This window comes from Chryseobacterium sp. B21-037 (genome assembly GCF_028570785.1).
GTDB lineage: Bacteria > Bacteroidota > Bacteroidia > Flavobacteriales > Weeksellaceae > Chryseobacterium > Chryseobacterium proteolyticum.
In genome coordinates this window covers 2,535,265-2,560,104 of record NZ_JALGCB010000001.1, presented here as the reverse complement: position 1 = coordinate 2,560,104, position 24,840 = coordinate 2,535,265, and the positions used below count along the sequence as shown (strand labels likewise).

At 31.7% G+C, this 24,840-nt stretch carries 24 protein-coding genes; all 24 read left to right on the top strand.

Annotation, left to right across the window (positions count from 1 at the left end):
- Positions 1-25: 25 nt before the first annotated feature.
- Entirely contained in the window at positions 26-1,090 is a 1,065-nt protein-coding gene (locus tag MTQ00_RS11305; protein ID WP_273649094.1) for a glycosyltransferase family 4 protein, read from the top strand.
- A gap of 4 nt (positions 1,091-1,094) precedes the next feature.
- Positions 1,095-1,631, top strand: coding sequence for a CatB-related O-acetyltransferase (locus tag MTQ00_RS22280; RefSeq protein WP_306613945.1), 537 nt, complete (start codon positions 1,095-1,097; stop codon positions 1,629-1,631).
- Positions 1,631-2,665: a polysaccharide biosynthesis protein gene (locus MTQ00_RS11290; protein WP_172280025.1), complete on the top strand. Its 1,035-nt coding sequence runs from the start codon at positions 1,631-1,633 to the stop codon at positions 2,663-2,665. Before MTQ00_RS22280 ends, MTQ00_RS11290 begins: the two co-directional genes overlap by 1 nt.
- A 48-nt stretch (positions 2,666-2,713) precedes the next feature.
- Positions 2,714-3,118, top strand: coding sequence for a WxcM-like domain-containing protein (locus MTQ00_RS11285; protein WP_273649092.1), 405 nt, complete (start codon positions 2,714-2,716; stop codon positions 3,116-3,118).
- A 59-nt stretch (positions 3,119-3,177) separates the two neighbouring features.
- The gene (locus MTQ00_RS11280) at positions 3,178-4,296 is read left to right on the top strand and encodes a polysaccharide biosynthesis C-terminal domain-containing protein (RefSeq protein ID WP_273649090.1); all 1,119 of its coding nucleotides are present in this window, start codon (positions 3,178-3,180) and stop codon (positions 4,294-4,296) included.
- 11 nt (positions 4,297-4,307) lie between these two features.
- Complete coding sequence (gene wecB / locus MTQ00_RS11275; RefSeq protein WP_273649089.1) at positions 4,308-5,444, top strand: non-hydrolyzing UDP-N-acetylglucosamine 2-epimerase; 1,137 nt, start codon at positions 4,308-4,310, stop codon at positions 5,442-5,444.
- Between the two features lie 4 nt (positions 5,445-5,448).
- Complete coding sequence (locus MTQ00_RS11270; RefSeq protein ID WP_273649087.1) at positions 5,449-6,657, top strand: glycosyltransferase family 4 protein; 1,209 nt, start codon at positions 5,449-5,451, stop codon at positions 6,655-6,657.
- Between the two features lie 28 nt (positions 6,658-6,685).
- Complete coding sequence (locus tag MTQ00_RS11265; protein WP_273649086.1) at positions 6,686-7,588, top strand: NAD-dependent epimerase/dehydratase family protein; 903 nt, start codon at positions 6,686-6,688, stop codon at positions 7,586-7,588.
- 98 nt (positions 7,589-7,686) lie between these two features.
- Positions 7,687-8,169 carry a sugar transferase gene (locus MTQ00_RS11260; protein WP_273649085.1) on the top strand — a complete coding sequence of 161 codons (483 nt, stop codon included), beginning with the start codon at positions 7,687-7,689 and terminating at the stop codon, positions 8,167-8,169.
- Between the two features lie 96 nt (positions 8,170-8,265).
- A complete protein-coding gene (locus MTQ00_RS11255; RefSeq protein WP_273649084.1) occupies positions 8,266-9,405 on the top strand; it encodes a DegT/DnrJ/EryC1/StrS family aminotransferase in 1,140 nt (379 codons plus the stop codon).
- A gap of 112 nt (positions 9,406-9,517) precedes the next feature.
- Positions 9,518-10,102 carry a sugar transferase gene (locus MTQ00_RS11250; RefSeq protein WP_273649083.1) on the top strand — a complete coding sequence of 195 codons (585 nt, stop codon included), beginning with the start codon at positions 9,518-9,520 and terminating at the stop codon, positions 10,100-10,102.
- A gap of 29 nt (positions 10,103-10,131) precedes the next feature.
- The gene (locus MTQ00_RS11245) at positions 10,132-10,758 is read left to right on the top strand and encodes a DUF3575 domain-containing protein (protein ID WP_273649082.1); all 627 of its coding nucleotides are present in this window, start codon (positions 10,132-10,134) and stop codon (positions 10,756-10,758) included.
- A 355-nt stretch (positions 10,759-11,113) separates the two neighbouring features.
- A complete protein-coding gene (locus tag MTQ00_RS11240) occupies positions 11,114-12,418 on the top strand; it encodes an oligosaccharide flippase family protein (RefSeq protein ID WP_273649081.1) in 1,305 nt (434 codons plus the stop codon).
- Positions 12,415-13,446 carry a hypothetical protein gene (locus MTQ00_RS11235; RefSeq protein WP_273649079.1) on the top strand — a complete coding sequence of 344 codons (1,032 nt, stop codon included), beginning with the start codon at positions 12,415-12,417 and terminating at the stop codon, positions 13,444-13,446. The genes MTQ00_RS11240 and MTQ00_RS11235 overlap by 4 nt, the downstream gene beginning before the upstream one ends.
- A 115-nt stretch (positions 13,447-13,561) precedes the next feature.
- Complete coding sequence (locus MTQ00_RS11230; protein WP_273649077.1) at positions 13,562-15,946, top strand: GumC family protein; 2,385 nt, start codon at positions 13,562-13,564, stop codon at positions 15,944-15,946.
- Between the two features lie 32 nt (positions 15,947-15,978).
- Positions 15,979-17,055 carry an EpsG family protein gene (locus MTQ00_RS11225; protein WP_273649075.1) on the top strand — a complete coding sequence of 359 codons (1,077 nt, stop codon included), beginning with the start codon at positions 15,979-15,981 and terminating at the stop codon, positions 17,053-17,055.
- The gene (locus tag MTQ00_RS11220) at positions 17,055-17,867 is read left to right on the top strand and encodes a glycosyltransferase family 2 protein (protein ID WP_273649073.1); all 813 of its coding nucleotides are present in this window, start codon (positions 17,055-17,057) and stop codon (positions 17,865-17,867) included. Before MTQ00_RS11225 ends, MTQ00_RS11220 begins: the two co-directional genes overlap by 1 nt.
- Before the next feature lie 12 nt (positions 17,868-17,879).
- The gene (locus MTQ00_RS11215) at positions 17,880-19,010 is read left to right on the top strand and encodes a hypothetical protein (RefSeq protein ID WP_273649071.1); all 1,131 of its coding nucleotides are present in this window, start codon (positions 17,880-17,882) and stop codon (positions 19,008-19,010) included.
- Between the two features lie 2 nt (positions 19,011-19,012).
- Positions 19,013-20,074 carry a glycosyltransferase gene (locus MTQ00_RS11210; RefSeq protein ID WP_273649069.1) on the top strand — a complete coding sequence of 354 codons (1,062 nt, stop codon included), beginning with the start codon at positions 19,013-19,015 and terminating at the stop codon, positions 20,072-20,074.
- Complete coding sequence (locus tag MTQ00_RS11205; RefSeq protein WP_273649067.1) at positions 20,071-21,015, top strand: sugar transferase; 945 nt, start codon at positions 20,071-20,073, stop codon at positions 21,013-21,015. The genes MTQ00_RS11210 and MTQ00_RS11205 overlap by 4 nt, the downstream gene beginning before the upstream one ends.
- Positions 21,016-21,077: 62 nt before the next feature.
- On the top strand, positions 21,078-21,623 hold the full coding sequence (gene rfbC / locus MTQ00_RS11200) for a dTDP-4-dehydrorhamnose 3,5-epimerase (RefSeq protein WP_273649065.1): 546 nt from the start codon (positions 21,078-21,080) through the stop codon (positions 21,621-21,623).
- A 93-nt stretch (positions 21,624-21,716) separates the two neighbouring features.
- On the top strand, positions 21,717-23,018 hold the full coding sequence (rimO, locus tag MTQ00_RS11195; protein WP_273649064.1) for a 30S ribosomal protein S12 methylthiotransferase RimO: 1,302 nt from the start codon (positions 21,717-21,719) through the stop codon (positions 23,016-23,018).
- 408 nt (positions 23,019-23,426) lie between these two features.
- A complete protein-coding gene (locus MTQ00_RS11190) occupies positions 23,427-24,068 on the top strand; it encodes a hypothetical protein (protein ID WP_273649062.1) in 642 nt (213 codons plus the stop codon).
- A 22-nt stretch (positions 24,069-24,090) separates the two neighbouring features.
- A complete protein-coding gene (locus MTQ00_RS11185; RefSeq protein ID WP_273649060.1) occupies positions 24,091-24,804 on the top strand; it encodes a hypothetical protein in 714 nt (237 codons plus the stop codon).
- Positions 24,805-24,840: the final 36 nt, after the last annotated feature.

Here is a 24,840-nt window from a genome sequence, read left to right as displayed (position 1 = left end):
TTCCGATGAATAATATTAAAAAAATATGAAAACCAAAGTTTTAATCATTTACAACAAAGTATGGTCTTATCGAGAAAGAATTTTTGAACTGATCAATGAAGAGTTTGACCTAACTGTTGCCTATTCTGATGAGAAATTTAAAAATAAAAAGTTTTCTTTTAAAACAATGTATCTGCCCGTTAAAAAAGCAGGACCTTTTGAGCTTCATAAAGATAATTTGTACAATATTGCATCTCAATATGATGTGGTAATTGGATTATCTAATCTCAGATGGATTAGTCTTATGTTACTTTGCTTAAGAAGAAATAGAAAATATAAGATTGGATATTGGGGAATCGGAGTGACTGCTTCATATGAAAATAGTTTTGACTCTAAAACGACATGGGATAAATTTAGGTACTATATTTCAAGAAAATCTGATTTTACGCTATTTTATAGTTCTTATCCGTTGGAAAGATATATAAAAGCAGGAATTCCTGAAGAAAAACTGTTTGTGGCTCATAATACTACAGAAGTTGAAAATGTAATTAAATCAGATGTTAACAATAAAAAAGATTTTCTTTTTGTTGGAACATTGTATCCGCAGAAGGGAATAGGAGAGTTACTTGAAGCATATTATCTATTGTACACAAAAAGGAACGATTGCCCTAAATTATTAATTGTAGGAGATGGCCCGGAAAAAGAGAAAATTATAGAATTTATTAAGGAAAAGAACATAGCGGATAAAATTGTATTGTTTGGAAGTATTTATGATGCTAAAGAACTTTCTAAAATATTTGCTGAATCCATCGCATGTATATCACCTAATCAGGCAGGTTTATCCGTTCTAAACTCTATGGGTAATAGTACTTCATTCGTAACGAGAGAGGACGCTATTACGGGAGGTGAAATTTTTAATATAAAAAATAAATATAACGGTATAATATACAAAGAGCAGGAGAACTTGGCAGATGTAATGGAATGGATTATCAATAATAAGGAGCAAGTTCATAAAATGAATGAAAATGCATATAACCATTACATCAATAATAGAACTCCTGAAATGATGGCCAATGAAATTAAAAGAGCTATTAATAAATCTTTAAGCTAAATCAATGAAAGGGATAATCCGACAACTATACAGAGACTTAAAAATGAGATTTTTTAGATTATCTTATGGACTCAAAAATGTACATAAAACATTTTATATGGGGGGAAAGTCAGAGATATCGGGAGACCTGCAAGCCGGAGAATACTCTTACATCGGACCAGGGTGTGTAATCTATCCCAAAGTTAAAATCGGGAGATATACAATGCTGGCTCCTCAAGTTAAGATTGTTGGAGGAGATCATTACTATAAGAATCCAAATAAACCAATCATTTTTTCTGGTAGAGAAGCAGAATTAGAGACCATAATAGGAGATGACGCATGGATTGGGTATGGTGCTTTTATAAGCAGAGGTGTTAAAATTGGTAATGGAGCAATTATTGCTGCTTACTCTGTTGTTACAAAAGATGTAGAGCCATATACAATTGTTGGAGGTTCTCCAGCTAAGTTTATTAAATATAGATTTACTGAAGAAGAAATTGATGAGCACAAAAAAATGCTAAAAGAAAATTTAGAAATAACGATTAACGACTATACAAAGTAATGCAAGGAATTAAAGATAAAGTATTATTAATAACAGGCGGTACAGGATCTTTTGGAACTGCTGTTTTAAATCGATTTTTACAAACGGATCATTTTAAAGAAATCCGTATATTTTCTCGTGATGAGAAAAAACAAGATGATATGCGTAACCTATATAAAAATGAAAAAATAAAATATTATATAGGTGATGTAAGAGACTATAATTCTGTAGAACCGGCAACAAGAGGAGTGGATTATATTTTTCACGCTGCTGCATTGAAACAGGTTCCTTCATGTGAATTTTTCCCTATGCAGGCTGTAAAAACTAATGTAGAAGGAACTCAAAATGTTATTCTTGCCGCTGCAGCAAACAAAGTTTTAAAGGTTATTTGTTTATCAACAGATAAAGCTGCTTACCCTATTAATGCAATGGGAATATCCAAAGCTATGATGGAGAAAGTAGCAGTAGCAGAAGCTCGTAATTTAAAAGATACTACAGTTTGCTTAACACGCTACGGAAATGTGATGGCTTCCAGAGGATCTGTTATTCCTTTATTTTTAAATCAAATTCAAAAGGGAGAGCCCATAACAATTACAGATCCCAATATGTCTCGTTTTTTCATGTCCTTAGAAGATGCTGTAGATCTGGTATTATTTGCTTTTGAAAATGCCAATCCGGGGGATCTCTTTGTAAACAAGGCTCCTGCAGGTAGTATTGGAGATTTAGCAAAAGCACTAATTGAACTGACAGGTAAAGAAGTCCCTGTTAAGATTATTGGGACACGTCATGGTGAAAAGCTTTACGAAACACTATGCACTCGTGAGGAAATGATCAAAGCAGAAGATATGGGGGATTTTTACCGTATTCCTGCAGATAATCGTGATTTGAACTATGCGAAATACTTCTCTGAAGGAGAAGAAGATATATCCAGAATAGAAGACTATCATTCTCATAATACAGAACAACAAGGTGTAGAAGGTTTAAAAAAATTGATATCTACTCTTCCGCTAATAAGGAAAGAAGTTTTTGGAGAGGATGTTATGCAATATCCTTAGAATTTATCAATTAAAATTAGAGTTCAAACAATTATCAAAATATAGTTGATGATATTAAAAGGAAACAGGCACGAAGATATAAGAGGCATTATAACCTATAACAATGAGTTTGATGCTACGAAAATTAAACGTATTTATACAATAGAAAATCATTCAACTGAATTTGTCAGAGGGTGGCAGGGGCATAAAATTGAACAACGTTGGTTTGCTTGTATGAAAGGGAAATTTGAAATATCTGTTATCGTAATAGATGATTTTGACAATCCTTCAACAAATGCGAAAATAAATAAATATATACTTTCTTCAGAAGCCTTAACCTATCTGCATATTCATGCTGGTTGTTTAACTGCTATCCAAAGCTTGGAAGAAGAAAGCAAACTGCTTGTATTAGCTGATTATGAATTGGGGGAGATTGAAGATGAGTATCGGTTTGAATTAGATTATTTTAAATAAAGTAATAATCTTAAACAATTAATAACAGATAACCCAATATTTGTTTTAAAAATAATTAAATGAGAAAAGTTGGAATTACTGGACAAAATGGCTTTGTTGGTCGTCACTTATATAATACTTTAGGATTATTTCCAGAGGAATTTGAGCGCGTTGAATTTAAAAAAGAATTTTTTGAAAGTCAGGACAAGCTAGATGATTTCGTTTCTAAATGTGATGTCATTATTCATTTAGCGGCGATGAACCGTCATGAAAGTGAGCAAGTGATTTATGAAACCAATGTAGCCCTAGCTCAAAATTTAGTAAGTTCATTAAAGCGTACAAATTCCAGGGCGCATGTCCTGATCTCATCTTCAACGCAAGAGGAAAGAGATAATTTGTATGGCAAATCAAAACGTGAGGGTAGGGAAGCAATTATCAATTGGGCGAAGGCAAATGATGGTAAAGTAACAGGCTTGATCATTCCAAATGTTTTTGGAGCTTTTGGTAAGCCATATTATAACTCTTTTATTGCTACTTTCTGCCATCAGCTAACCCATGGAGAAACCCCTAACATTGCAAACGATGGTGAGGTAAAATTAATTTATGTTCAGGAACTGGTTGATCGTATTATTAAAGAAATCCGTTCAGGACAAAGTACCGAAGAACTTTTTATAGAAGCTACTGCATCCAGAAAAGTATCTGAGGTGTTGGAGCTGCTTAATCAATTCAAAAGTTTGTATTTTGAGAATGGTGAGATTCCTACATTAAAGAATTCTTTTGAACATAATTTATTTAATACTTATCGTTCTTATATTGATTATAAAACGCACTACCCGGTAAAGTTTACCCAACATACAGATCCCAGAGGTGCTTTTGTTGAGATCATCCGGTTAGGCATAGGAGGGCAATGTTCATTTTCAACTACAGTGCCTAATATCACAAGAGGAAATCATTTTCATACCAGAAAAATCGAACGTTTTGCTGTAATTAAAGGAAAAGCATTAATTCAGCTAAGAAAAATAGATTCTGATGAAGTCCTTGATTTTTATCTGGACGGGTCGGATCCCGCATATGTGGATATGCCGATATGGTATACCCACAATATTAAGAATATTGGTGAAGAAGAATTGTACACTATTTTCTGGATTAATGAAGCATATAATCCAGAAGATGCCGACACCTATTTTGTAGAAGTTTAAAATATTAATTAATGAAAAAATTAAAAGTAATGACGGTTGTTGGAACACGACCGGAAATTATTAGATTATCAAGAGTATTATCCGCTTTGGATGCATCTGAAGCAATAGAACATATCATCGTTCATACGGGTCAGAATTATGACTATGAACTTAATCAGATTTTCTTTGACGATCTGGGATTAAGGAAACCTGATTACTTTTTGGAAGCAGCTGGAAAAACAGCAACAGAGACCATAGGTAATATCCTTATTAAAATAGATCCTTTGCTGGAAGAGCTAAAACCAGAAGCTTTCCTTGTTCTTGGAGATACGAACTCCTGCCTGTGTGCAATTCCTGCAAAAAAAAGACACATTCCTATTTTCCACATGGAGGCAGGGAACAGGTGTTTTGATCAAAGAGTACCTGAAGAAACCAATCGTAAGATTGTAGATCACACAGCTGATGTGAATCTTACATATTCGGATATTGCAAGAGAATATTTATTGCGTGAAGGACTACCTGCTGACAGAATTATTAAAACAGGGTCGCCAATGTATGAGGTACTGAATCATTATCTCCCTGAAATAAATGCTTCCGATGTCCTTGAAAAGCTTAACCTTGAAGAAGGAAAATTCTTTGTAGTATCTTCTCATCGTGAAGAAAATATTAATTCTGAAAAAAACTTCAGAGGACTTATAGATTCATTAAATGCCATTGCAGAACATTATCAGTATCCTATCATTGTTTCTACTCATCCAAGAACCAGAAATATGATTGATAAGATGAAAATAGAGGTTCGTCCTGAAATTCAGTTTTTAAAACCGCTTGGTTTTCACGACTATAATGCCCTTCAAAAACGTTCTTATGCTGTATTATCAGACTCAGGAACAATTTCAGAGGAATCTTCAATTCTTAACTTTAGAGCTCTCAACATACGTCAGGCTCATGAAAGACCAGAAGCTATGGAAGAAGCCAGTGTAATGATGGTAGGCTTATCTCCGGAGCGCATTATGCAAGGGCTTGTGCAGGTACAACAACAGAATATAGGGCAGCAACGTAATTTCAGACCTGTTGCCGATTATTCGATGCCTAATGTATCTGAAAAAGTAGTAAGAATTATCATCTCATATACGGATTACATCAAGAGAGTAGTTTGGAGCGAAGAATAAACTTATGAATATTCTTATAATAACACAGTATTTTTATCCGGAAAATTTCAAAAGTAATGACCTCGCTTTTGAACTAAAAAAGAAAGGTCACGATGTTACTGTATTGACGGGACTTCCCAATTATCCTGAGGGTAAGATCTTTGAAGGGTACGGTGTTTTTAAAAATAGAAAACAAATTGTTAATGGTGTAAAAGTGATAAGATCACTACTTCTTCCCAGAGGGAAAGGAGGTGGAATACGGCTATTTATCAACTATTATAGTTTTGCTGTTTTTGCTTCGATTAAAGCCTTTTTAATGGGTCTTAATAATAAGTTTGATGCTATTATTGTACACGAACCGTCTCCAATAACACAGTATTATCCTGCTCTTCTCATGAATAAAATATGGAAGACACCGGTCTATTTCTGGGTTATGGATCTATGGCCTGAAAGTTTATCCATCGCGGGTGGAGTAAAAAACAAATGGATATTGAATTATTATGAAAATGTTATCAAAAGATTTTATAAGAATTCAGAGAAAATTTTGATTACTTCCCAGGGATTCAGAAAGTCAATCAATCAGAAAGGGAATTTTGATGACAAGATCATTTATTTTCCTAACTGGGCAGAAGATACGATATCAGAAGGGAATAAAGATTTTCCCATTCCATCCTTACCCGATGGATTTAAAGTGATGTTTGCTGGAAATATCGGAGAAGCACAGGATCTGGACAATATTGTAAAGGCAGCTTTGGAACTAAGAGACAAAAAGGATATTAAATTTATACTGGTAGGAGATGGCCGGAAAATGCCTTTCGTAAAAGAATTTATAGAAGAACACCAGTTACAGGAAACGGTTTTTACAATGGGTAGGTTTCCTGTAGAAGCGATGTCCAGTTTTTTTGATAAAGCTGATGTGATGCTTGTTACTCTGAAAGATGATCCGATATTTAACCTTACAGTGCCTGCGAAATTACAGGCCTACATGAGTGCTTCCAAACCTGTAATTGCAATGCTGAATGGAGAAGGGGCAGATAATGTTAAAGAGGCCGATTGTGGGTTTACAGTTTCTGCGGGAGATTATCAATCGCTTGCAAATACCATTTTAAAGGCTTCCGGTTTATCAAAAGAAGTACTTACCCAATTAGGAGAAAACAGCAGGAGGTATTATGAGGATAATTTCAGAATGTCCAGTTGTATATCCAATTTAGAAAATATCATCAAAGGAAAATAATATCCTTTGTCAGATTAAAAAATATAGTATGAATATAACGATCACCGGTGCATCTGGGTTTGTAGGTAAAAACCTTTCAACGTTCTTAGAATCAAAGGATCATCATGTTACTTCCTTATCTCTCCGAAATGAAAATTGGAGAAATGAATTTCCTATGAATGGTGATGCAATAATCCATCTCGCAGGGAAGGCACATGATACATCCAACACTTCTGATGACCAGGAGTATTATAAAATAAACAGGGATCTGACAATTGAATTATTTAACAAATTCTTAAACTCAGAAATTAAAGAGTTTTTTTACTTTAGCTCAGTAAAAGCTGTAGCAGATAGAGTAGATCATGTTTTAATTGAAGAAGCTGAGGCAAACCCTTATACTCCATACGGGAAATCCAAGAAAGAAGCTGAAGAATATATTTTTAATCAATCTTTACCAGAAGGGAAAAAAGTATATATTATTCGTCCATGTATGATCCACGGTCCCGGAAATAAGGGGAATCTGAATTTATTGTATAAAGTGGTAAAAAAAGGATTACCATGGCCTTTAGCTGCATTTGGGAATAAGAGGTCCTTTTTAAGTATTGATAACCTCAACTTCCTTGTCAATGAAATCCTCATGAATAAAAATGTATCCTCAGGGATCTATAATTTCGCAGATGATGATGCTATATCGACAAATGATCTCATCAGGACAATTAATTCTGCAGTAAATAAAAAAGCAAAGTTGTGGAGTATATCTAAAACAATGATTGAAGGAATGGCTAAATTGGGGGATAAATTACATTTACCCCTAAATTCAGAACGCTTAAAAAAGCTTACGGAATCTTATGTCGTTTCCAATCAGAAGATAAAAACAGAGCTGAAAATTAAATCTTTGCCTGTAACAGTTCAGGAGGGATTAACAAAGACCATTCAAAGTTTTAATATTTAATTAAAATCAACTTTTAAACATTTTATTATAATGATACGCGTACTTGATTTCTTGTTCTCTTTTTTGGAATTTTATTCTTATGGCCAATAGGAGTAATATTGTATATTATCGGTTTATTTGACACCGGCTCTCCTATATTCTTCCAGGAAAGAGTGGGGAAGCAAAAAAGGCCATTTAAATTAATGAAGTTCAGAACGATGCATGTGAATACAAAATCTGTAGCAACGCATCTTTCAAGTACCTCTTCTGTAACTAAATTCGGAGGATTTTTACGTAAGTCTAAGCTGGATGAACTTCCTCAGCTTATTAATGTTTTAAAAGGGGATATGAGTCTTGTAGGTCCTCGACCTAACCTTTTTAATCAAACAGATTTGATTGAAGAGAGAGATAAAAGAGGTGTTTATAATTTCCTTCCTGGGATCACAGGTCTGGCTCAAATCAATGAAATTGATATGTCAACACCGGTTGAATTGGCAGAAAAAGACGCTGAAATGCTTAAAAATCTAACGGTATCGGATTATTTAAAATATATTTTCGCCACAGTTGGTGGAAAAGGTCAGGGAGACAGAATCAAAAAATAAATCTATTTTACTAAAAAATACCAGTATTTCCATAAGTGAAAAAATGAATGTCAAAATTCAGTAGGAAAAGTTATATTTGCTTCTCAATAACACACGATGCACGATAAAATTTGGCTTTCCCCTCCTCATCTTTCAGGAAATGAATTGGAATTCATTGATGATGCTTTTCAGAAAAACTGGGTTACCTCAATAGGCAATAATATTGATGAATTTGAAAATGATCTAAGGAGCTTTCTTGGAGGCAATATTGAAGTTTGTGCCCTGAATTCTGCTACTTCAGCAATACATTTGGCTCTTATGCTTTTAGGGGTAGGTAATGAGGATGATGTTTTGACCTCAACTTTCTCTTTTGTTGCGTCAGCCAATCCGATTATCTATTGCAATGCCAATCCTGTTTTTATTGATAGCGAACCGGAAACATGGAATATGTGCCCTGTTACCTTGGAAGAGGCTATTAAAGACAGGCTTTTACAAGGAAAAAAAATCAAAGCTATTATTGTTGTACACCTTTATGGAATGCCTGCCAAAATGGATGAAATTTTATCTATTGCAGAAAAATATAAGATCCCGGTGATAGAAGATGCTGCGGAATCACTTGGATCCAGATATAAAGGTAAACCTTGTGGTGGCTTTGGTCAATTTGGTATCATATCCTTTAATGGGAATAAAATTATTACAACATCTGGTGGAGGGACATTGATATGCCATTCTAAAGAAGATAAGAATAAGGCGATATTTTTGTCCACACAGGCCAGAGATGATGCTCCTCATTATCAGCATTCAAGTACAGGATATAATTATAGAATGAGTAATATTATTGCAGGAATAGGACGTGGACAAATGAAAGTTCTAAATGATAGGATTCAGGCAAGAAGAGGTATTCATAATTTTTATACTGCTCTATTTGAAAATATAGACGGAGTTGATGTTTTTACAGAACCTAATGAAGATTTCTACTCGAATCATTGGCTATCTGCAATCACAATAAATTCTGAAAAAACGGGAAAAACAAGAGAGGATTTACGTCTCGCTCTTCTTAATGATAATATAGAATCAAGACCACTCTGGAAGCCTTTGCATTTACAGCCTGTCTTTTCAAACTTTCCATATTATGGAGGACAAACAGCTGAGAACCTCTTTAATTCGGGGCTTTGTTTACCTTCCGGATCTAATCTTTCCATTGAGCATAAAGAAAGGATTGCTAGAGTTTTAAAAGATTTTTTCAAGCACAGTTGATTCTAAAATATGTCACAGTCATTGTATAAAAATTCCAGGTGAATATTTTTTTAATAAATCGGTACACTTTGCTTATTTTTCTCATATTAGAGACATATTTCATATATTTGTAATGAATCCAGAGATTGTGAAAAAATACCCTATTTGGAAGATGTTGATGGACTACAGCATAGCTTTTTTTGCTGTCATTCTTTTATTACCTCTGTTTTTTTTATTAGTAATTATAGCTTCTATAGATACCGGTTTCCCTGGGATCTTTGTTCAGAAGCGAATAGGTTTGAATGGTGAAATTTTTAATGTCTACAAATTCAGAACATTGGATCCTAAAACATCTCGAAAATCAAGGATCGGCCTATGGCTGAGAAAATATAAACTGGATGAACTTCCTCAGTTGATTAATATTTTAAAAGGGGATATGTCTTTAGTTGGACCTCGCCCGGATATTCCCGGGTATTATGATAAACTTGAAGGAGAAAATCGTTTTGTTCTGCTTCTTAAACCTGGGCTTACCAGTGAAGCAGGAATTAAATATCGGAATGAAGAACAAATACTTGCTCAGCAGAAAAATCCTTTACAATATAATGATGAGATTTTATTTCCGGATAAAGTAAAAATGAACCTTGATTACTATCATCATCTTTCCTTTAAAAATGACCTTTATATACTCCTCAAGACCTTTTCAGTACTCAAAACATAATATATTAATAAGAAAAATGTTATATTCTAATGAAATCTCTGATTAAAAAACTATGCTTTATAAGCAGCTTATTTCTGGCATCTGTCCTGAATGCACAAATAGAAGTAAAAGTAAACACTCTTTTTGCTCCGATAGGTATCTACAATATTGCCGTTGAAAAGCCAATTACAAATAAGATTTCATTACAAGCCGAAGCGTTTGTTTCCCCATGGAAATCTTTTGCTGGAAGACATTTACAAATGTATGTGGGGACCGTTGAAGGAAGATATTATTTTAAAGAGAATTTGAAAAAATGGTATGTCGGGACTTACGTTTCGATGGCCGCATTTAACCTTCAAAAATGGAATTACTGGCATGATAAGCGTGTACTGGACGAAAATGGACACCCTGAAGTATTGCCTGATGGAAGCTTTCGTGTTACGGGACGTTATCAGAAGGGTATTGCTTTTATTTTTGGGATAAGTGGAGGATATCATTTTACTATTAATGATCGTTGGGGTTTGGATCTGTATGCAGGAATAGGGACTACACAATCCTTCTATAAAGGATATTTTAAAGATAATAATCAGAGGTACGAAGGAGCAACCAAATTTAATAAAAGTGGAGAGCTGATTCCTACCCGGGGTGGTTTGATGTTGACTTATAAAATAAAATAGAGAACAATGTAATCCTATTTTAGATTATTAGAACATTTTATTAGGGATACGATAATTTAAAAAGTAGCACAATAAAAATATTTGCACTTAATATATTTAACCAATATAAAAATAAAATATATAAATATTGGATATATTTGCGGCTGTGAATTATTTATAATTATACTTTACATTAATATTTCTTCTAGAATATTAATAACAGATGAGTGCATATCAATAAGATGAGAATAAAGTCATTATTAAAGTTGAAATTTGCAAGAATGATAAAATGATATTACTTTGAAGCTTAGATTAATTTTATTGAATGATGTATATATGAAGTATTATTGTATTTATGAAAAATTAAATATTATTAATGGGCTGGATTAGTGAGAAAATTCTGATTTTGAAATCATCTGAAATCAACAAAAGAATTTTTAACAATAGTTTTTGGATTTTAATTGGCAACATTGTGTCAAAATTATCTTTATTGGTATCTACTATTATCATGGCTAGAATCATGAATAAAGAAGAATATGGTCAATTTGGTATTATTAAGTCTACCATACTAATGTTTGCCATGTTTGCAGGTTTAGAACTGGGAATTACTGCTACAAAATATATTTCACAGTATAAAAACCTAGACAAGCAGAAAATAGAAAGGATTGTTGGGTTATCTAACTTTTTTGCAATATCTATAAGCTTAATTATTGCTTTATTAATATATTTTAATTCAACTATAATAGCTTCACAAATAGCAGCTCCTCAATTAACTAGGGAAATAAAGATGAGTTCGTTTATCCTTTTTTTTTCATCAATTAATGGTATTCAAAGTGGAATTCTTAATGGATTGGAAAAATTTAGGGAAAGCGCAATAAACACTACGGTTGCAGGATTATTATCTTCAATCTTACTAATTATATCTACCTTTTATTTCTCACTGTATGAAATAATCATAGCATTTGGAAGTAATTTTGTGTTTTTGTTTATTCTTAATTATTATAGCTTAAAAAAGTTATTTTATAAAGATTATAAAATAAGGATTTTTCATAAAGATAACTTTAAAGAAATTAAAATTATTTGGAACTTTAGTTTGCCCGCAATTTTGGCGGGAATTATGGTTGGTCCCGTTATTTGGATTTGTAATAATATTTTAGTCAACCAAGTTAATGGGTTTAAAGAAATGGCTATTTTTGACATTGCTAATCAATGGCGTAATACTGTTTTGTTCATTCCTGTGGCTCTTTCTCAAATTGCCTTACCCATGCTTACATCTAGCTTAGATGATAAAAGAAATTATAAATTAATATTTAAAAAAAATATAAAGTTGAATCTTTATATATCGCTTTTTATAGTGATAATACTTGTTATTATATCTCCTGTAATTGTGTGGTTTTATGGTGATAAATACAATGATGCTCAAGTTCCGATGATAATAATGTTTATAACAACAGGCTTTATCGCTGTAAATAATGTTATAGGACAACTTATTGCTAGCCAGGGAAAGATGTGGTTAGGACTTTGGGTGAATTTTATTTGGGGTATCAGTCTTTTATGTGGGAATTATTTGCTGGTTATGGTTTTTAATTTAGGGGCCGTAGGAATTTCTTTAGCATACTTGTTTAGTTATTTAGTTCATACCCTAATCCAATTTTTATTAATTAAAAATTTCTTTAAATGATGCAAAAAAGAGTTACATTCTATCTGCCCTTAAAGACAAGAAATGACGCTACAATATACTATACGGAATTAATAAAAAGAGCCTTTATAAGCTTAGGCTTTATTGTGGAAGATAAATTAAAAATATTTAAAGCATCTGATTCTGATTTTATAGTGGCAATAACACCTGCAGACGCATACCATATAAAGGTAGTTAATCCTCAAAGTAAAATTATGACATGGTTTCAAGGGATAGGCCCTGAAGAATATTTTTTGTTGCATGGCAGAAGCTTAAGGTCATCTATAATGAAACGCTATTTAGAATTTTTCGAAAAAAAAGCATTAGTTCAAAGTGATATTTCATTGTTTGTTTCTCATGCCATGCAAAAGCATTATCAAGATAAATATGAGATAGTGCCCAGGAATTATCTAGTTATTCCATGCTATAATAAAAATTTAAGAGATGACTTAATAATTCCAGAGGATAGTAGATATCAAAAATTAAAATTTGTTTATGCTGGAGGAATGTTTGCGTGGCAATGCATAGATAAAACATTAAAAGTTTTTAAAGTGATAGAGAATCAATACCCGGATGCTTCTCTTACTTTATTGACAGGTGAAAAATCTGTAGCTGAAAAGCTTTTACAGAAATACAAAATTAAAAATGCTGTTATTAAGTACGTTTCGCTGAATAAATTAGATGATGAGTTATCTCAATACAAATATGGCTTTCTATTAAGAGATAATATAAAGGTAAACAATGTAGCTACTCCGACAAAAATGAATTCCTATTTATCTGTTGGTATACTACCGATCTATAGTAATGTTGTAAATTCATTTGAAGAAAATTTAAATCTTGATTCTTTTTGTGTTAAAGTTAGTGATGGAGAGACAATTGAAATGATTGCTGAAAAAATAATAAAACATCATCAATCGAATCTTGATCTTAATAAATTACGACCTTTGCTGGAGAAAATATACCAAAACTATTACAATGATGACCGGTATATTCTTCTTCTAAAACATGCAATAACAAAATATTATAAATAATTATTTTAGTGAGATAGATAAAGTTGTTTACCTGAAATAGGTTTTTTTTCTAAAGTTTTTTTTAAAAGCAAATTTATCTATCTTCGTCAATCAAAAAATTAAGGAAAATTAAGAAATGAGGGAAGATCAATATATTCTGAAAGAAGATTCGTTAAGGGATATTATACAACCATATATTAAGAAATGGTATTGGTTTGTTATTGGAGTTTTTATTATGGCGATTTTAGGAGTTTTGCTCATAAAGAAAACTACCCCTGTATTTGAAGTACTAACGAAAATTTTAATTAAGGATGCAAAAAAATCTGGTAATGGGGCTGCTGATATAGCAGCAATGCAAGGCTTGTCAGGTTTTTCGGGCTTAACTTCGAATACAGTTGAAAATGAAATGGAAGTTTTAGCCTCTAAAAAAATCCTCTCTCAGGTGGTTAATGACTTACCGTTACAATGTACAATATACAGTATTGGCACCTTTCATGACACAGAATTATACCGAACACAATCACCAATTATTATACAAGTTATAAACGAGAAACCCTATTCTCTTTTACCAAAGAAAAAAATTAATTTGGAAATTAACGGTAATGCCTTAGAGTTAACTTCTGATGAATTGGATAAACCAATAAAAACTTTTTTTAATAAGACGATTAGTTTGCCTTATGCTAATCTGATGATTATAAAAAACCCTCTTTTTAATCCTAAACAATTATCAAAAACTACGAATTTTAATTCATTATATTTTAATTATACAGATAAATTATCTACTATTGATAATTTGCAGGAGGCTTTGAATGTTAGTTTGAGTAACAAAGAAGCTACAGTTATTAACTTATCACTAAAATATGAAAATATTAACAAAGCAAAAGATATTCTGAATACTTTAGTAGGGAAGTATAATAATGAGGCTATTACTGAAAAGAATACAGAATCTGAGAAAACTAAGGAGTTTATAGATGAGAGGGTAAGATTAATTTCTAAAGAGCTTGGGGATGTTGAAGTTCAAAAAGAAAATTTCAAAAAAAGCAATGAAATCGTCGATATTGCTTCACAAGCTGGAATAGATTTGCAAACCGGTACAGAAGCTGAAAGAAGGAAATTAGAGCTTTATACTCAATTGGAACTCAATAATATGTATATTAATTACTTGAATAGCAAATCTTATGATGAGGTGTTACCTGCAAATATCGGATTGGATAATGGTGCTGCTATTAACAGTATTTCTGCATATAATAAATTAATTACTGACAGAAACAGATTGCTTGAAAATGCAACACCTCAAAACCCACTTGTTAAAGCATTGAATGATGAGATAAAGGTTGTAAGATCCGCAATCAAAGAAAGTCTTGCTAAAAGTAAATCAAATATTTTATTAACTATTAATAACGTCTCTTCCGTAGAACAAAAAAGTGATAGCAAATTAAAAAAAGTCCCTTCTCAAGAGCGTTTGTTTAGAAATATTGAAAGACAACAACAAATCAAAGAAGAATTGTATTTGGTCCTACTAAAAAAGAGAGAAGAAACTGCAATTACTTTAGCAATGTCATCAGATAAGGCTAGAGTGCTTGATTTAGCATACAACAAAAGAAAACCTGTAGCACCTATGAAAATGGTTATTTTAGGGGTAGCGGTTTTATTAGGTCTGGCCATTCCATTTTTGATTATCTTTCTAAAACATTTTTTTAATACTAGAATATCTGATAAAAAGAGTATTGATAAGGTAAGTAATATTCCGGTGATCGCTGAAATACCTCACTTAACTTCAAAGGATAGTAATTTGATTCAGGTTAATGATGTGTCACAACTGGCAGAAGCATTTAGAATTCTGGCTACAAATGTTAATTTACTTCTGCCGATTTCGAAAGAAAAGAATAGAATCGTATTAGTTACATCAAGCGTAAAAGGAGAGGGGAAAACTTTTATATCTGTTAACTTGGCACTAAGTATTGCTAAGCCCGGGAAAAAGGTGCTTGTAATAGGTTCAGATATTAGAAATCCACAATTACAAAGGTATAAGCCTGAAATGAAAAATGCTTATGGACTTTCAGAATTTTTGTATGGTAGTATTAATAAAGTTGAAGACATAATTCATCCTAGTGGTTTTAATCCGAACTGTGATTTTATATTTTCAGGAATTATTCCTCCAAATCCTGTTGAGCTTTTCGAAAATGGTAATTATAAAGTTTTATTGGATAATCTTGCTGATAAGTATGATTATATAATTATAGACTCTGCTCCATTGATGCCAGTAACGGATACATTTGTGATATCAAAATTTGCTGATGTTTCATTGTATGTTGTTAGATCAGAGAGAACGGAAAAAGCATTTATTGAATATGCTAATAATATAGCTGGTGACAATAAATTAAAAAACGCAAATTTTGTTTTAAATGATGTGAAATCCGAAAATTTCGGTTATGGAAATAAACACGGTTATGGTTATACAAATACAAGTCAATCAACTACTATTTTAGGGAAATTGAAATCGTTTTTTGGTAAAAAGTAATTAGTAGCCAATATGATGTTAAAAGAGATTTAATGGAGGTTTTTAATTTAAAGTATTATATTATTTACTTTGTATTTGCTGTGGCAGCATTTATTTTTTCCATGTATGTAGACATAAAAAAAAAGAATTACAATAATATTTCTCGTTTTGTTACTGGAATACTCTTTATAATTATAGCGGTTTTATTTGGCTTTAGAGATTCAGAAGTAGGATCTGATACAGAAATGTATAAATGGCAGTTTCTGAATCATTATGCAGATTTGGGTGTACAGATTGCTTTTAAATATCTTATTGTTTTATTCCATTTTTTTACTGAAGATTATAGGTACTTTTTATTTGGTATAAGTATATTATATACTCTTATTATTTTTTGGAGTATTGATAATTTATTGAAAAGTTTTGAGACCAATTTTCTTTTGGTAGCTTTTTCCTTTGTAAGTCTTTTTTTCTTTTTATCTCTGGGTATTAATATCATTAGGCAAGGGGTATCTCTTGCTCTGGTATTATTAGGAGTGAGTTATTATTTTAAAGAGAGAAGAAATATAATCAGCTGGATAATTCCATTTATTCTTGCAATTGGGTTTCATTCAACAACTATTGTTGTTCTAGTTTTATTTCTAATTGTTTTATTTGCTAAGAAGGCAACATTAAATTTTTATTATTTCTGGTATTTCATTTTATTAGTAGTTTCGGCATTAGGCGGAAGTATTATATCTTTAGGATCTTTATTGAACTTTGTAATTGATAGTAGACAGTCAGATTATTACATCAAGGGTATAGGAGCTGAGGAATTTGTAGTGGGTTTTAAATTACAGTTTGCAGCTTTTAATACAATTTTTTTATTAATTTTTTCATTTATCAACTTTAAGTTGTTAAAAAATGAAAATAACAACTATAAATTACTCCTGAAATATTATATGCTGATAAGTGGTGTGTTTTTTATGATGTTTCAAATTCCTTTTTCAGATCGATGGGGTGTAATGTCTTGGATAACGATACCTTTTTTGCTATCTCCACTATTTAGTGTAAAGAATACTGCAAAATTTGGTATGTTTACTGTTACCTTTCTTATATTTATTTTTATATTTTTTAATATTTATAATAAATAATGGCAGAAGTTACTATAGCAATTCCTTTTTATAATGCCGAAGACTATCTTGAGGAAACAATTCTATCTGTCCTATCTCAATCATTCGAAGATTTTACTTTATTGTTAATCGATGATGGTTCTACGGATTCATCTTTAAAAATTGCTCAAAAATATTTGATAGACCAGAGAGTAAAAGTTTTCTCGGATGGTCTAAATCTTAATCTGGGGTATCGCTTAAATCAAATTCCCGATATGACAGAGACGATATTTTTAGCAAGAATGGATGCAGATGATATTATGCATCCGAAAAGAATTGAACGGCAGATCAAAATTTTAAAAGATAATCCTGAAATTGATGTTTTAGGTAGCAATGCTTATTCTATTGATGAAAATAATGATGTCGTTGGAAAGAGAAATGATTTATTGGATGATAAGCTTGTTTCTGCAAATACGTTTGTTCATCCAACTGTTATTGCAAAAACTGTCTGGTTTAAAAATAATCCCTATGACGTTAATGCAATTCGGATTGAAGATGCAGAACTTTGGTTAAGAACAAAGAATAAAAGCTCCTTTAAAGTAACAGGAGAGCCTCTGCTTTTTTATCGAGAGATTGGTAATAATTATTACAAAAAGTATTTTAAAGGACTTCCTGGAATTTGGTATATGTTGAAAAAACATAAATTTTCTCTGGATTATTTTAAATTCTCTGTAAAATACTTATTATCTTGTGTTGTATATTTTATTTTTGCTTCTATAGGAAAAGAAAACGTACTAATCCAAAATAGGAATAGGGTGAAAATAGAGAAAAAAAACTACAAATTTTTTATATAGCAAATGAATAATATGTATAAAAAAATAAATCAAACATATATTTTAGGCATATTTTGTGGATTTTTAATAAGCTGCAAAGGAAGTGCACAAAACTTTTCGATAAAAAATGTTTCTCAAAATCTTATTTCAAAATATTATTCCCCTAATTATACAAATGAATATTATAAAAATAGTAATATTTTTTTTGTTGGTGTAGACAGTTCATTTTTAAAAGAGAATGATCACACTGATATAATTCAAAAGGCTATTGATAATAATGAAAATATCTTACTTCCGGATGCTACGTTATTTATTAATAAAAACGGATTGAAAATTGGATCCAATAAAAGAATAATTTTTCAGAAAAATACAAAGATTAAGTTTTTAGGACCAGCCCATGAAAGATTTTCCGATATACTTAAAATATATAATGTTCATAATGTTGAAATAATAAATGCGGTAATCGTCGGAAGTAGGAATAATAAAATAGAACAAACCGGACAATGGAGTGCTGGGATTTCTATTTTGAATTCTAAAAATATAAAGATTGTAAATCCCAAAATATCTGAAACTTATGGTGATGGAATCTTTATAGGATCAGAAGACGGTGGTTTTTCCGAGGAGGTAATAGTTTCGGGTGGCTGGGTTGATAGTGCAAGAAGAAATGGAATTTCTATTACTTCCGGAAAGAATGTAAAAGTTCAAAATATACTTATATCTAATACATATGGGCATGATCCTGAATCAGGTATTGATATAGAACCAAGTTGGTATAAAGATATACTGGAAAATATTAGTGTTCAAAATGTATATACATTTAACAATGGCTCTGCAGGGATTTCAGTAAATCTTAATGCTTTAGGTGCTGATGAATTAAAAGATGCTAAAATAACTAGTATATTAATTGAAGGACATACGGATTTTGGATCCAGGCATGGATTTTTGACCTCTTTAAATGCGGAGAAAAATAAATTTGATACGGCAGGAAATATCATAATAAAAAATGCAGAATGGATATCGAGTAGAGATATAGCTTATTGGAAGACTCCCCAAGAACATCGTGTAAATATTATTTTTTCAAGAATTAAAATTAATGATACACAAAAATTACAAGATTTTGAGCTTAATGTAAGAAAATCAAAGAATATAAAACTAACCCGGTAAGGATGAGAATTTTACATGTTATTACACTTGCAGAATTGGGCGGAGCGCAATCTGTAGTAATAAATTTGGCTGAACAATCAATAATAAAAGGACATGAAGTTTTTGTAGTTTCTTCAGTTCATGGAGAAATGTGGGATTTATTAAACAAAAATATAATACAAGTTAAATTAAAAAGTCTTCAACACAAAATAGGTTTAAAGGATATTCTTGTTGCCAGAGATCTAATGATTCTCTATAAAAAAATTAAACCGGATATCATTCACTTACATTCTTCTAAAATTGGAATTTTAGGGAGACTATGTTTTCCAAAATCTAAAATAATTTATACAGTGCATGGGTTCGATTCTATAAGATTAAGGTATCGGAAATTTTTATCAATAGAAAGGTCATTGAAAAAAAGATGTCGTGCCATAGTTGGAGTCAGTGAATATGACCTTAAGAATCTCAGAAATGAAGGAATTAAAGAGAATATTCATTTGATTCAAAACGGAATTAAAGATTACATGGCTTTAAAAAAAGAACATAATAACAATGATATTTTATCTGAAATTAAAAATGGTGTAGGTAAGAAAATAATCATTTCTATTTCTAGACTTGCTCCCCCTAAAAGATTTGATCTATTTTGCGAAGTAGCAAAGAATTTTTTGGAGTCGGATTATGTATTCGTTTGGATTGGTAATAAAGAGAGTGTCGCCGAAGTTCCAAAAAATGTTATCATGTTGGGTGAAAAAAAGGAAGCACATAAATATTATCAATATGCTGATTTAGCCCTTTTATTATCAGATTATGAAGGGCTTCCTATATCATTAATAGAAGCTTTATGCTATTCAAAACCTATAATAGCATCCAATGTGGGAGGTATTTCCGAACTTGTTGATAATAATGGGAAACTAGTATCCAATGAAAGTTTGAAGGAAATTATAAATTCCATTACTTTTATTCTTTCTAATCCAAATATTTATGAGAAATTTGCGAAAAAGTCAAGACAAATTTTCGAAGATAAGTTTACAATCGAAAAGATGTATGATAAATATTTAGATCTGTATTTGCATAACACAAAATGATGAATATTTCAAAATTATCAACTTCAAAGAGGCTTCTTTTTGTAAATGTTAGTGATATTACACATAAACTAATTAAAGATACGCACTTTGTTGAAAATAATAAATTTATTTTCTTTAATACTGAAACGGAAAAGAGAAGTATTTCAGAGTATATTTTAAAATTAAAAATTAAAACTGTAATCATCGAAACTTCAAACATTAATCATATTTCAGAGAAAGTGACTAATGAAATAATTGAAAGTAGAATTAAAGGGGTTAAGGTATATGACGCTCAGGAGTTTTATGAAATTGTAAATAAGAGAATCCCGCTAGTTAAGTTTGAAACTAATGAATATTTTGCTGATAATGTTTTTTCAATAGGGCTTAAAAGAAATGCTGAAATATTTAAACGGATATTTGATATCTTTGTGAGCTTAACAATCTTACCATTTGCTCTACCATTAATTACTATTGGTTGCTTTTTGGTTTTTATTAGCTCGCCAGGAAGTGTTTTTTTTACACAAAAAAGAGTGGGTAAAAATTCAGTCCCCTTCAAAATTTTTAAGATCAGAACAATGAAACTACATCATCATGGTGATTTTACACAAAAGAATGATGATAGGCTTTTGAAAGTAGGAAAGTTCTTAAGAATTACGAAAATTGATGAATTACCGCAACTTTACAACGTTTTAAATGGAGATATGAGTTTAATTGGTCCCAGACCGGAAAGACCAAAGTTTGTTGAAGAATCTGTAAAAGAAAATGCTTACTTTGATTTAAGACATTTGGTTAAACCGGGTGTTACCGGCTGGGCACAAGTACATTTACCAAAGGCTACTCCGAAAGATAATTTAAAGAAATTGGAATACGACCTTTATTACATTAAGCATTATAGTTTTGGTTTGGATCTACATACACTATTAAAAACAGTGAAAGTAGTTTTGACTATGAATAGTCATTAAAATATAATAACAATATTTTATAATTCAAATCATAATTTATAACAATTATATGACAAATAAATATGAAAATAAAAGAAACCCCACTTAAAGACTGCTACATTATAGAACCTACGGTTTTCGAAGATGATAGAGGTTATTTCTTTGAGAAATATAATGAAAAAAGATTTGAAGAATTGACGGGAATGAATGGACATTTTGTTCAGGATAATATTTCTAAATCATCTTATGGAGTTTTAAGAGGGATACATTTGCAAAAAGGTGAACACGCACAATCAAAATTAGTGTCTTGTCTTGAAGGGAAGGTTTGGGACGTTGCAGTGGATTTAAGAGAGGATTCTCCCACTTTTGGAAAATGGTTTGGAATTGAGCTTACAGGAGAAAATAAGCTTCAGTTGTATATACCAAGAGGATTTGGACATGGCTTTTCTGTATTAAGTGACACTGCTGTCTTTGCTTACAAATGTGATAATTTCTATAATAAAGAATCGGAAGGTGCAGTGAGATTTAATGATACAGATCTTAATATTGATTGGATGGTTGATGAAAAAGATATGCTTTTATCCGAAAAAGATAAAAATGCTCCCAGCCTTAAAGAAAAAAACTTCTAAACAGTTTACTGAAAACCACTTTATTAAAGTGGTTTTTATTTTTTGATTCAAACTTTTTAATATTTCGTATCTTTGCACACTCAAATCAAAAAGATGCGCACAAAATCTGTAGGTAAAAAGAAAATTAATATCGTAACCCTTGGTTGCTCTAAAAATGTATATGATTCGGAAGTATTGATGAGTCAGCTTAAGGCGAATGGTAAAGAAGTTGTACATGAAGACAAGGGAGATATTGTGGTCATCAATACCTGTGGTTTCATAGACAATGCAAAAGAAGAATCTATCAATACTATTCTTGATTATGTTGATGCGAAGAACAGGGGAGAGGTGGAGAAAGTTTTCGTTACCGGATGTCTTTCCGAAAGATACAAACCGGATTTGGTTAAGGAAATCCCTGATGTGGATCAGTATTTTGGAACCAGAGATCTTCCGATCTTGTTAAAACATTTAGGTGCAGATTATAAGCATGAGCTGGTAGGTGAAAGATTAACTACAACGCCAAAACATTATGCATATCTTAAAATATCTGAGGGCTGTGACAGGCCGTGCTCTTTTTGTGCGATTCCCCTAATGAGAGGCGGACATGTTTCTACACCAATTGAAAAACTAGTGCGTGAAGCTGAAAAACTAGCTAAAGTTGGAACCAAAGAATTGATCCTTATTGCTCAAGACCTTACATACTATGGATTAGATATTTATAAAAGACGGGCACTTGGAGATCTTTTAAAAGAGCTTGTGAAAGTGGACGGAATCGAGTGGATAAGACTTCATTATGCTTTTCCTAGTGGTTTTCCGGAAGATGTCTTAGATATCATCAGAGAAGAACCTAAGATTTGTAATTATATTGATATTCCTCTTCAGCATATAAATTCTGATCTTTTAAAATCAATGAAAAGGGGGACTACTCATGAAAAGACAGATGCTTTATTGGCAAAGTTCAGAGAAAAAGTACCTGACATGGCAATCAGGACTACATTGATCGTTGGATATCCGGGAGAAACGCAGGAAAGATTCCAGGAATTAAAAGATTGGGTAAGAGAGCAAAGATTTGATAGATTGGGTTGCTTTACCTATTCTCACGAAGAAAATACATCAGCACATGTTTTGGATGATGATATACCTCAGGAAATTAAAGAAGGAAGGGTTGAGGAAATCATGGAGCTCCAATCTCAGATTTCATGGGAAAAAAATCAAGAAAGAATCGGGGAAGTTTACAAATGTATTTTTGATAGAAAAGAAGGAAATTATTTTGTAGGAAGAACTGAATATGATTCTCCTGATGTAGATAACACTGTATTAGTTCCTGCTGATAATACCTATATTTCAATTGGAGAATTCGCTATGGTAAAAATAACCTCTGCAGAAGAATTTGATTTATATGGGGAGCTGATTTAAAAAAAATAGATAAAAAAAATATTTTCATAAAAATAATGTAGAGTCTTTAAACTTTACATTATTTTTTTTTTATAAAAAATAATATTGATTTATTTATTAACAATTCTGTTTTTTGTTTGTTTTGATTTATTTTTTACATTGTTTTGATTACCAGCTTGTTGTGTTCCTTTTTCATTCCTTAAAATTAGAGTAAGACGGGGTGGATTTGAATTTTTAATAATTTAACTCTAACTTTGCAGAAGTAATAATTAATACTAGATCTGCAACATTAAATCACAAAAAATATTGGATTAAGAGTAATTTTATTTTTGTTTTTGTGATTAATATAGCATAGGTTGGGATCTGTACAAACTATGAATCTTGTATAATAATTATCACGAAAAATAATTAAAAATTCAAAAAACACGTATGAAAAAAAATTTATTGACAGCAGTAATGCTGGTTTCATTTGTTATGCTTTCAAAAGCGCAACAAAAAGGAGTTGGTATTAATACAATTTCGCCGGCAGCTACTCTTGACGTAGTAGCAAATGTTAGGGATAGGAATATGGCAGATGCCGTTTTAGTTCCAAGAATGACAGTTGCACAATTGGCAGATAAAGATGAGGCATATCAATCTGCTCAAAATGGAGCTCTCGTTTTTGTTACATCAGGTACTGGCACTCCGGGTAGTAAAACAGAAAACATTAACGGTACTGGTTTCTATTATTATGATGATCCCACCTCAAAATGGACTGCTTTAGGGGGGACTACAGTAGCTCCTACTACTTTTAGACTAAATCTGGCACAAGCTGCTTCTACTTCTTATGATTGGTCAAACTCTGATTTTGATTTCTGGGAATTTACATCAGGAACTCAATTAACATTACCAGCACCCTCTTCATACAATGGGAGAACAATATACATAAGAAATAATACCGGAGGTACTGTACAATTTAACGGAACAGATGGAGTGGGAACGCCAAAAGGTTTGGCCTCTTTTACAGCGCAAGCAGCAGTTAGAATTTATAGTAATGGAACAACATGGTATTTATTCTCAGGTAGAAATTAATTATTAAAAACACAAAGACGAAATGAAAAAGATTTTATTGGACATAACAGGTTTTTTTTTATTGCTTTTTAGCGTTAATGGTAATGCCCAGCTTTTGAGTAATGGAATTATTACACCGGCATTAGGAGATACAAATTATTTTATGGATGCCAGTAATTTTGAAGGATTAGCAAATAAAAATTATGGTAGAGGGCTTGGATTTCCCCGTACGGATCTAACGAATTTTAAATTTAATACGGCTGCTATGGAGGATGAAACTATTGTTTCTGAATTTGATGGTATGGTAGTATATAATACAGCAAGTGGAAAGACTCTTGCAGGTCAAGGTATTGTTACGGAAATTTCTCCGGGGTTTTATTATTTTTCAAACCCGGGAAATCCTGGAAATATTTCTAATGGCCGATGGGTTGCAATAGGTGGAAGCTCAAGTAAAACTAATATAACAAATTCTGAAACAGCCACACATACTCTAATAAACAATTCGCAGATATATGCTGTAAAAGGAACGTTTGCAGCTACAGGAACATCTAGTGCGGTAAATATCCCTTCACCAGATGGGATGAAATCAATGTATGGTATTACAATCTACAAGTCAGGTTCAGGAACAGTTTATTCGCGAGATTTGTATTCCTATACATTAGGAACTGCAGAAGGAAATGCGGTTACCGGATCTCAAGGTATGTCTGTAGTTTATCCGGCAGGAACCTATGATTATGTATTAGAATATTTAAAATAAGAGTATTTATCTTCTTTAAAAAGACCAATGAAATAT

Bases quoted from the DNA above. Each gene is read 5' to 3' on its own strand.
- MTQ00_RS11305 (WP_273649094.1), top strand. From the start codon at position 26: ATGAAAACCAAAGTTTTAATCATTTACAACAAAGTATGGTCTTATCGA.
- MTQ00_RS22280 (WP_306613945.1), top strand. From the start codon at position 1,095: ATGAAAGGGATAATCCGACAACTATACAGAGACTTAAAAATGAGATTT.
- MTQ00_RS11290 (WP_172280025.1), top strand. From the start codon at position 1,631: ATGCAAGGAATTAAAGATAAAGTATTATTAATAACAGGCGGTACAGGA.
- MTQ00_RS11285 (WP_273649092.1), top strand. From the start codon at position 2,714: ATGATATTAAAAGGAAACAGGCACGAAGATATAAGAGGCATTATAACC.
- MTQ00_RS11280 (WP_273649090.1), top strand. From the start codon at position 3,178: ATGAGAAAAGTTGGAATTACTGGACAAAATGGCTTTGTTGGTCGTCAC.
- wecB (WP_273649089.1), top strand. From the start codon at position 4,308: ATGAAAAAATTAAAAGTAATGACGGTTGTTGGAACACGACCGGAAATT.
- MTQ00_RS11270 (WP_273649087.1), top strand. From the start codon at position 5,449: ATGAATATTCTTATAATAACACAGTATTTTTATCCGGAAAATTTCAAA.
- MTQ00_RS11265 (WP_273649086.1), top strand. From the start codon at position 6,686: ATGAATATAACGATCACCGGTGCATCTGGGTTTGTAGGTAAAAACCTT.
- MTQ00_RS11255 (WP_273649084.1), top strand. From the start codon at position 8,266: ATGCACGATAAAATTTGGCTTTCCCCTCCTCATCTTTCAGGAAATGAA.
- MTQ00_RS11250 (WP_273649083.1), top strand. From the start codon at position 9,518: ATGAATCCAGAGATTGTGAAAAAATACCCTATTTGGAAGATGTTGATG.
- MTQ00_RS11245 (WP_273649082.1), top strand. From the start codon at position 10,132: ATGAAATCTCTGATTAAAAAACTATGCTTTATAAGCAGCTTATTTCTG.
- MTQ00_RS11240 (WP_273649081.1), top strand. From the start codon at position 11,114: ATGGGCTGGATTAGTGAGAAAATTCTGATTTTGAAATCATCTGAAATC.
- MTQ00_RS11235 (WP_273649079.1), top strand. From the start codon at position 12,415: ATGATGCAAAAAAGAGTTACATTCTATCTGCCCTTAAAGACAAGAAAT.
- MTQ00_RS11230 (WP_273649077.1), top strand. From the start codon at position 13,562: ATGAGGGAAGATCAATATATTCTGAAAGAAGATTCGTTAAGGGATATT.
- MTQ00_RS11225 (WP_273649075.1), top strand. From the start codon at position 15,979: ATGGAGGTTTTTAATTTAAAGTATTATATTATTTACTTTGTATTTGCT.
- MTQ00_RS11220 (WP_273649073.1), top strand. From the start codon at position 17,055: ATGGCAGAAGTTACTATAGCAATTCCTTTTTATAATGCCGAAGACTAT.
- MTQ00_RS11215 (WP_273649071.1), top strand. From the start codon at position 17,880: ATGTATAAAAAAATAAATCAAACATATATTTTAGGCATATTTTGTGGA.
- MTQ00_RS11210 (WP_273649069.1), top strand. From the start codon at position 19,013: ATGAGAATTTTACATGTTATTACACTTGCAGAATTGGGCGGAGCGCAA.
- MTQ00_RS11205 (WP_273649067.1), top strand. From the start codon at position 20,071: ATGATGAATATTTCAAAATTATCAACTTCAAAGAGGCTTCTTTTTGTA.
- rfbC (WP_273649065.1), top strand. From the start codon at position 21,078: ATGAAAATAAAAGAAACCCCACTTAAAGACTGCTACATTATAGAACCT.
- rimO (WP_273649064.1), top strand. From the start codon at position 21,717: ATGCGCACAAAATCTGTAGGTAAAAAGAAAATTAATATCGTAACCCTT.
- MTQ00_RS11190 (WP_273649062.1), top strand. From the start codon at position 23,427: ATGAAAAAAAATTTATTGACAGCAGTAATGCTGGTTTCATTTGTTATG.
- MTQ00_RS11185 (WP_273649060.1), top strand. From the start codon at position 24,091: ATGAAAAAGATTTTATTGGACATAACAGGTTTTTTTTTATTGCTTTTT.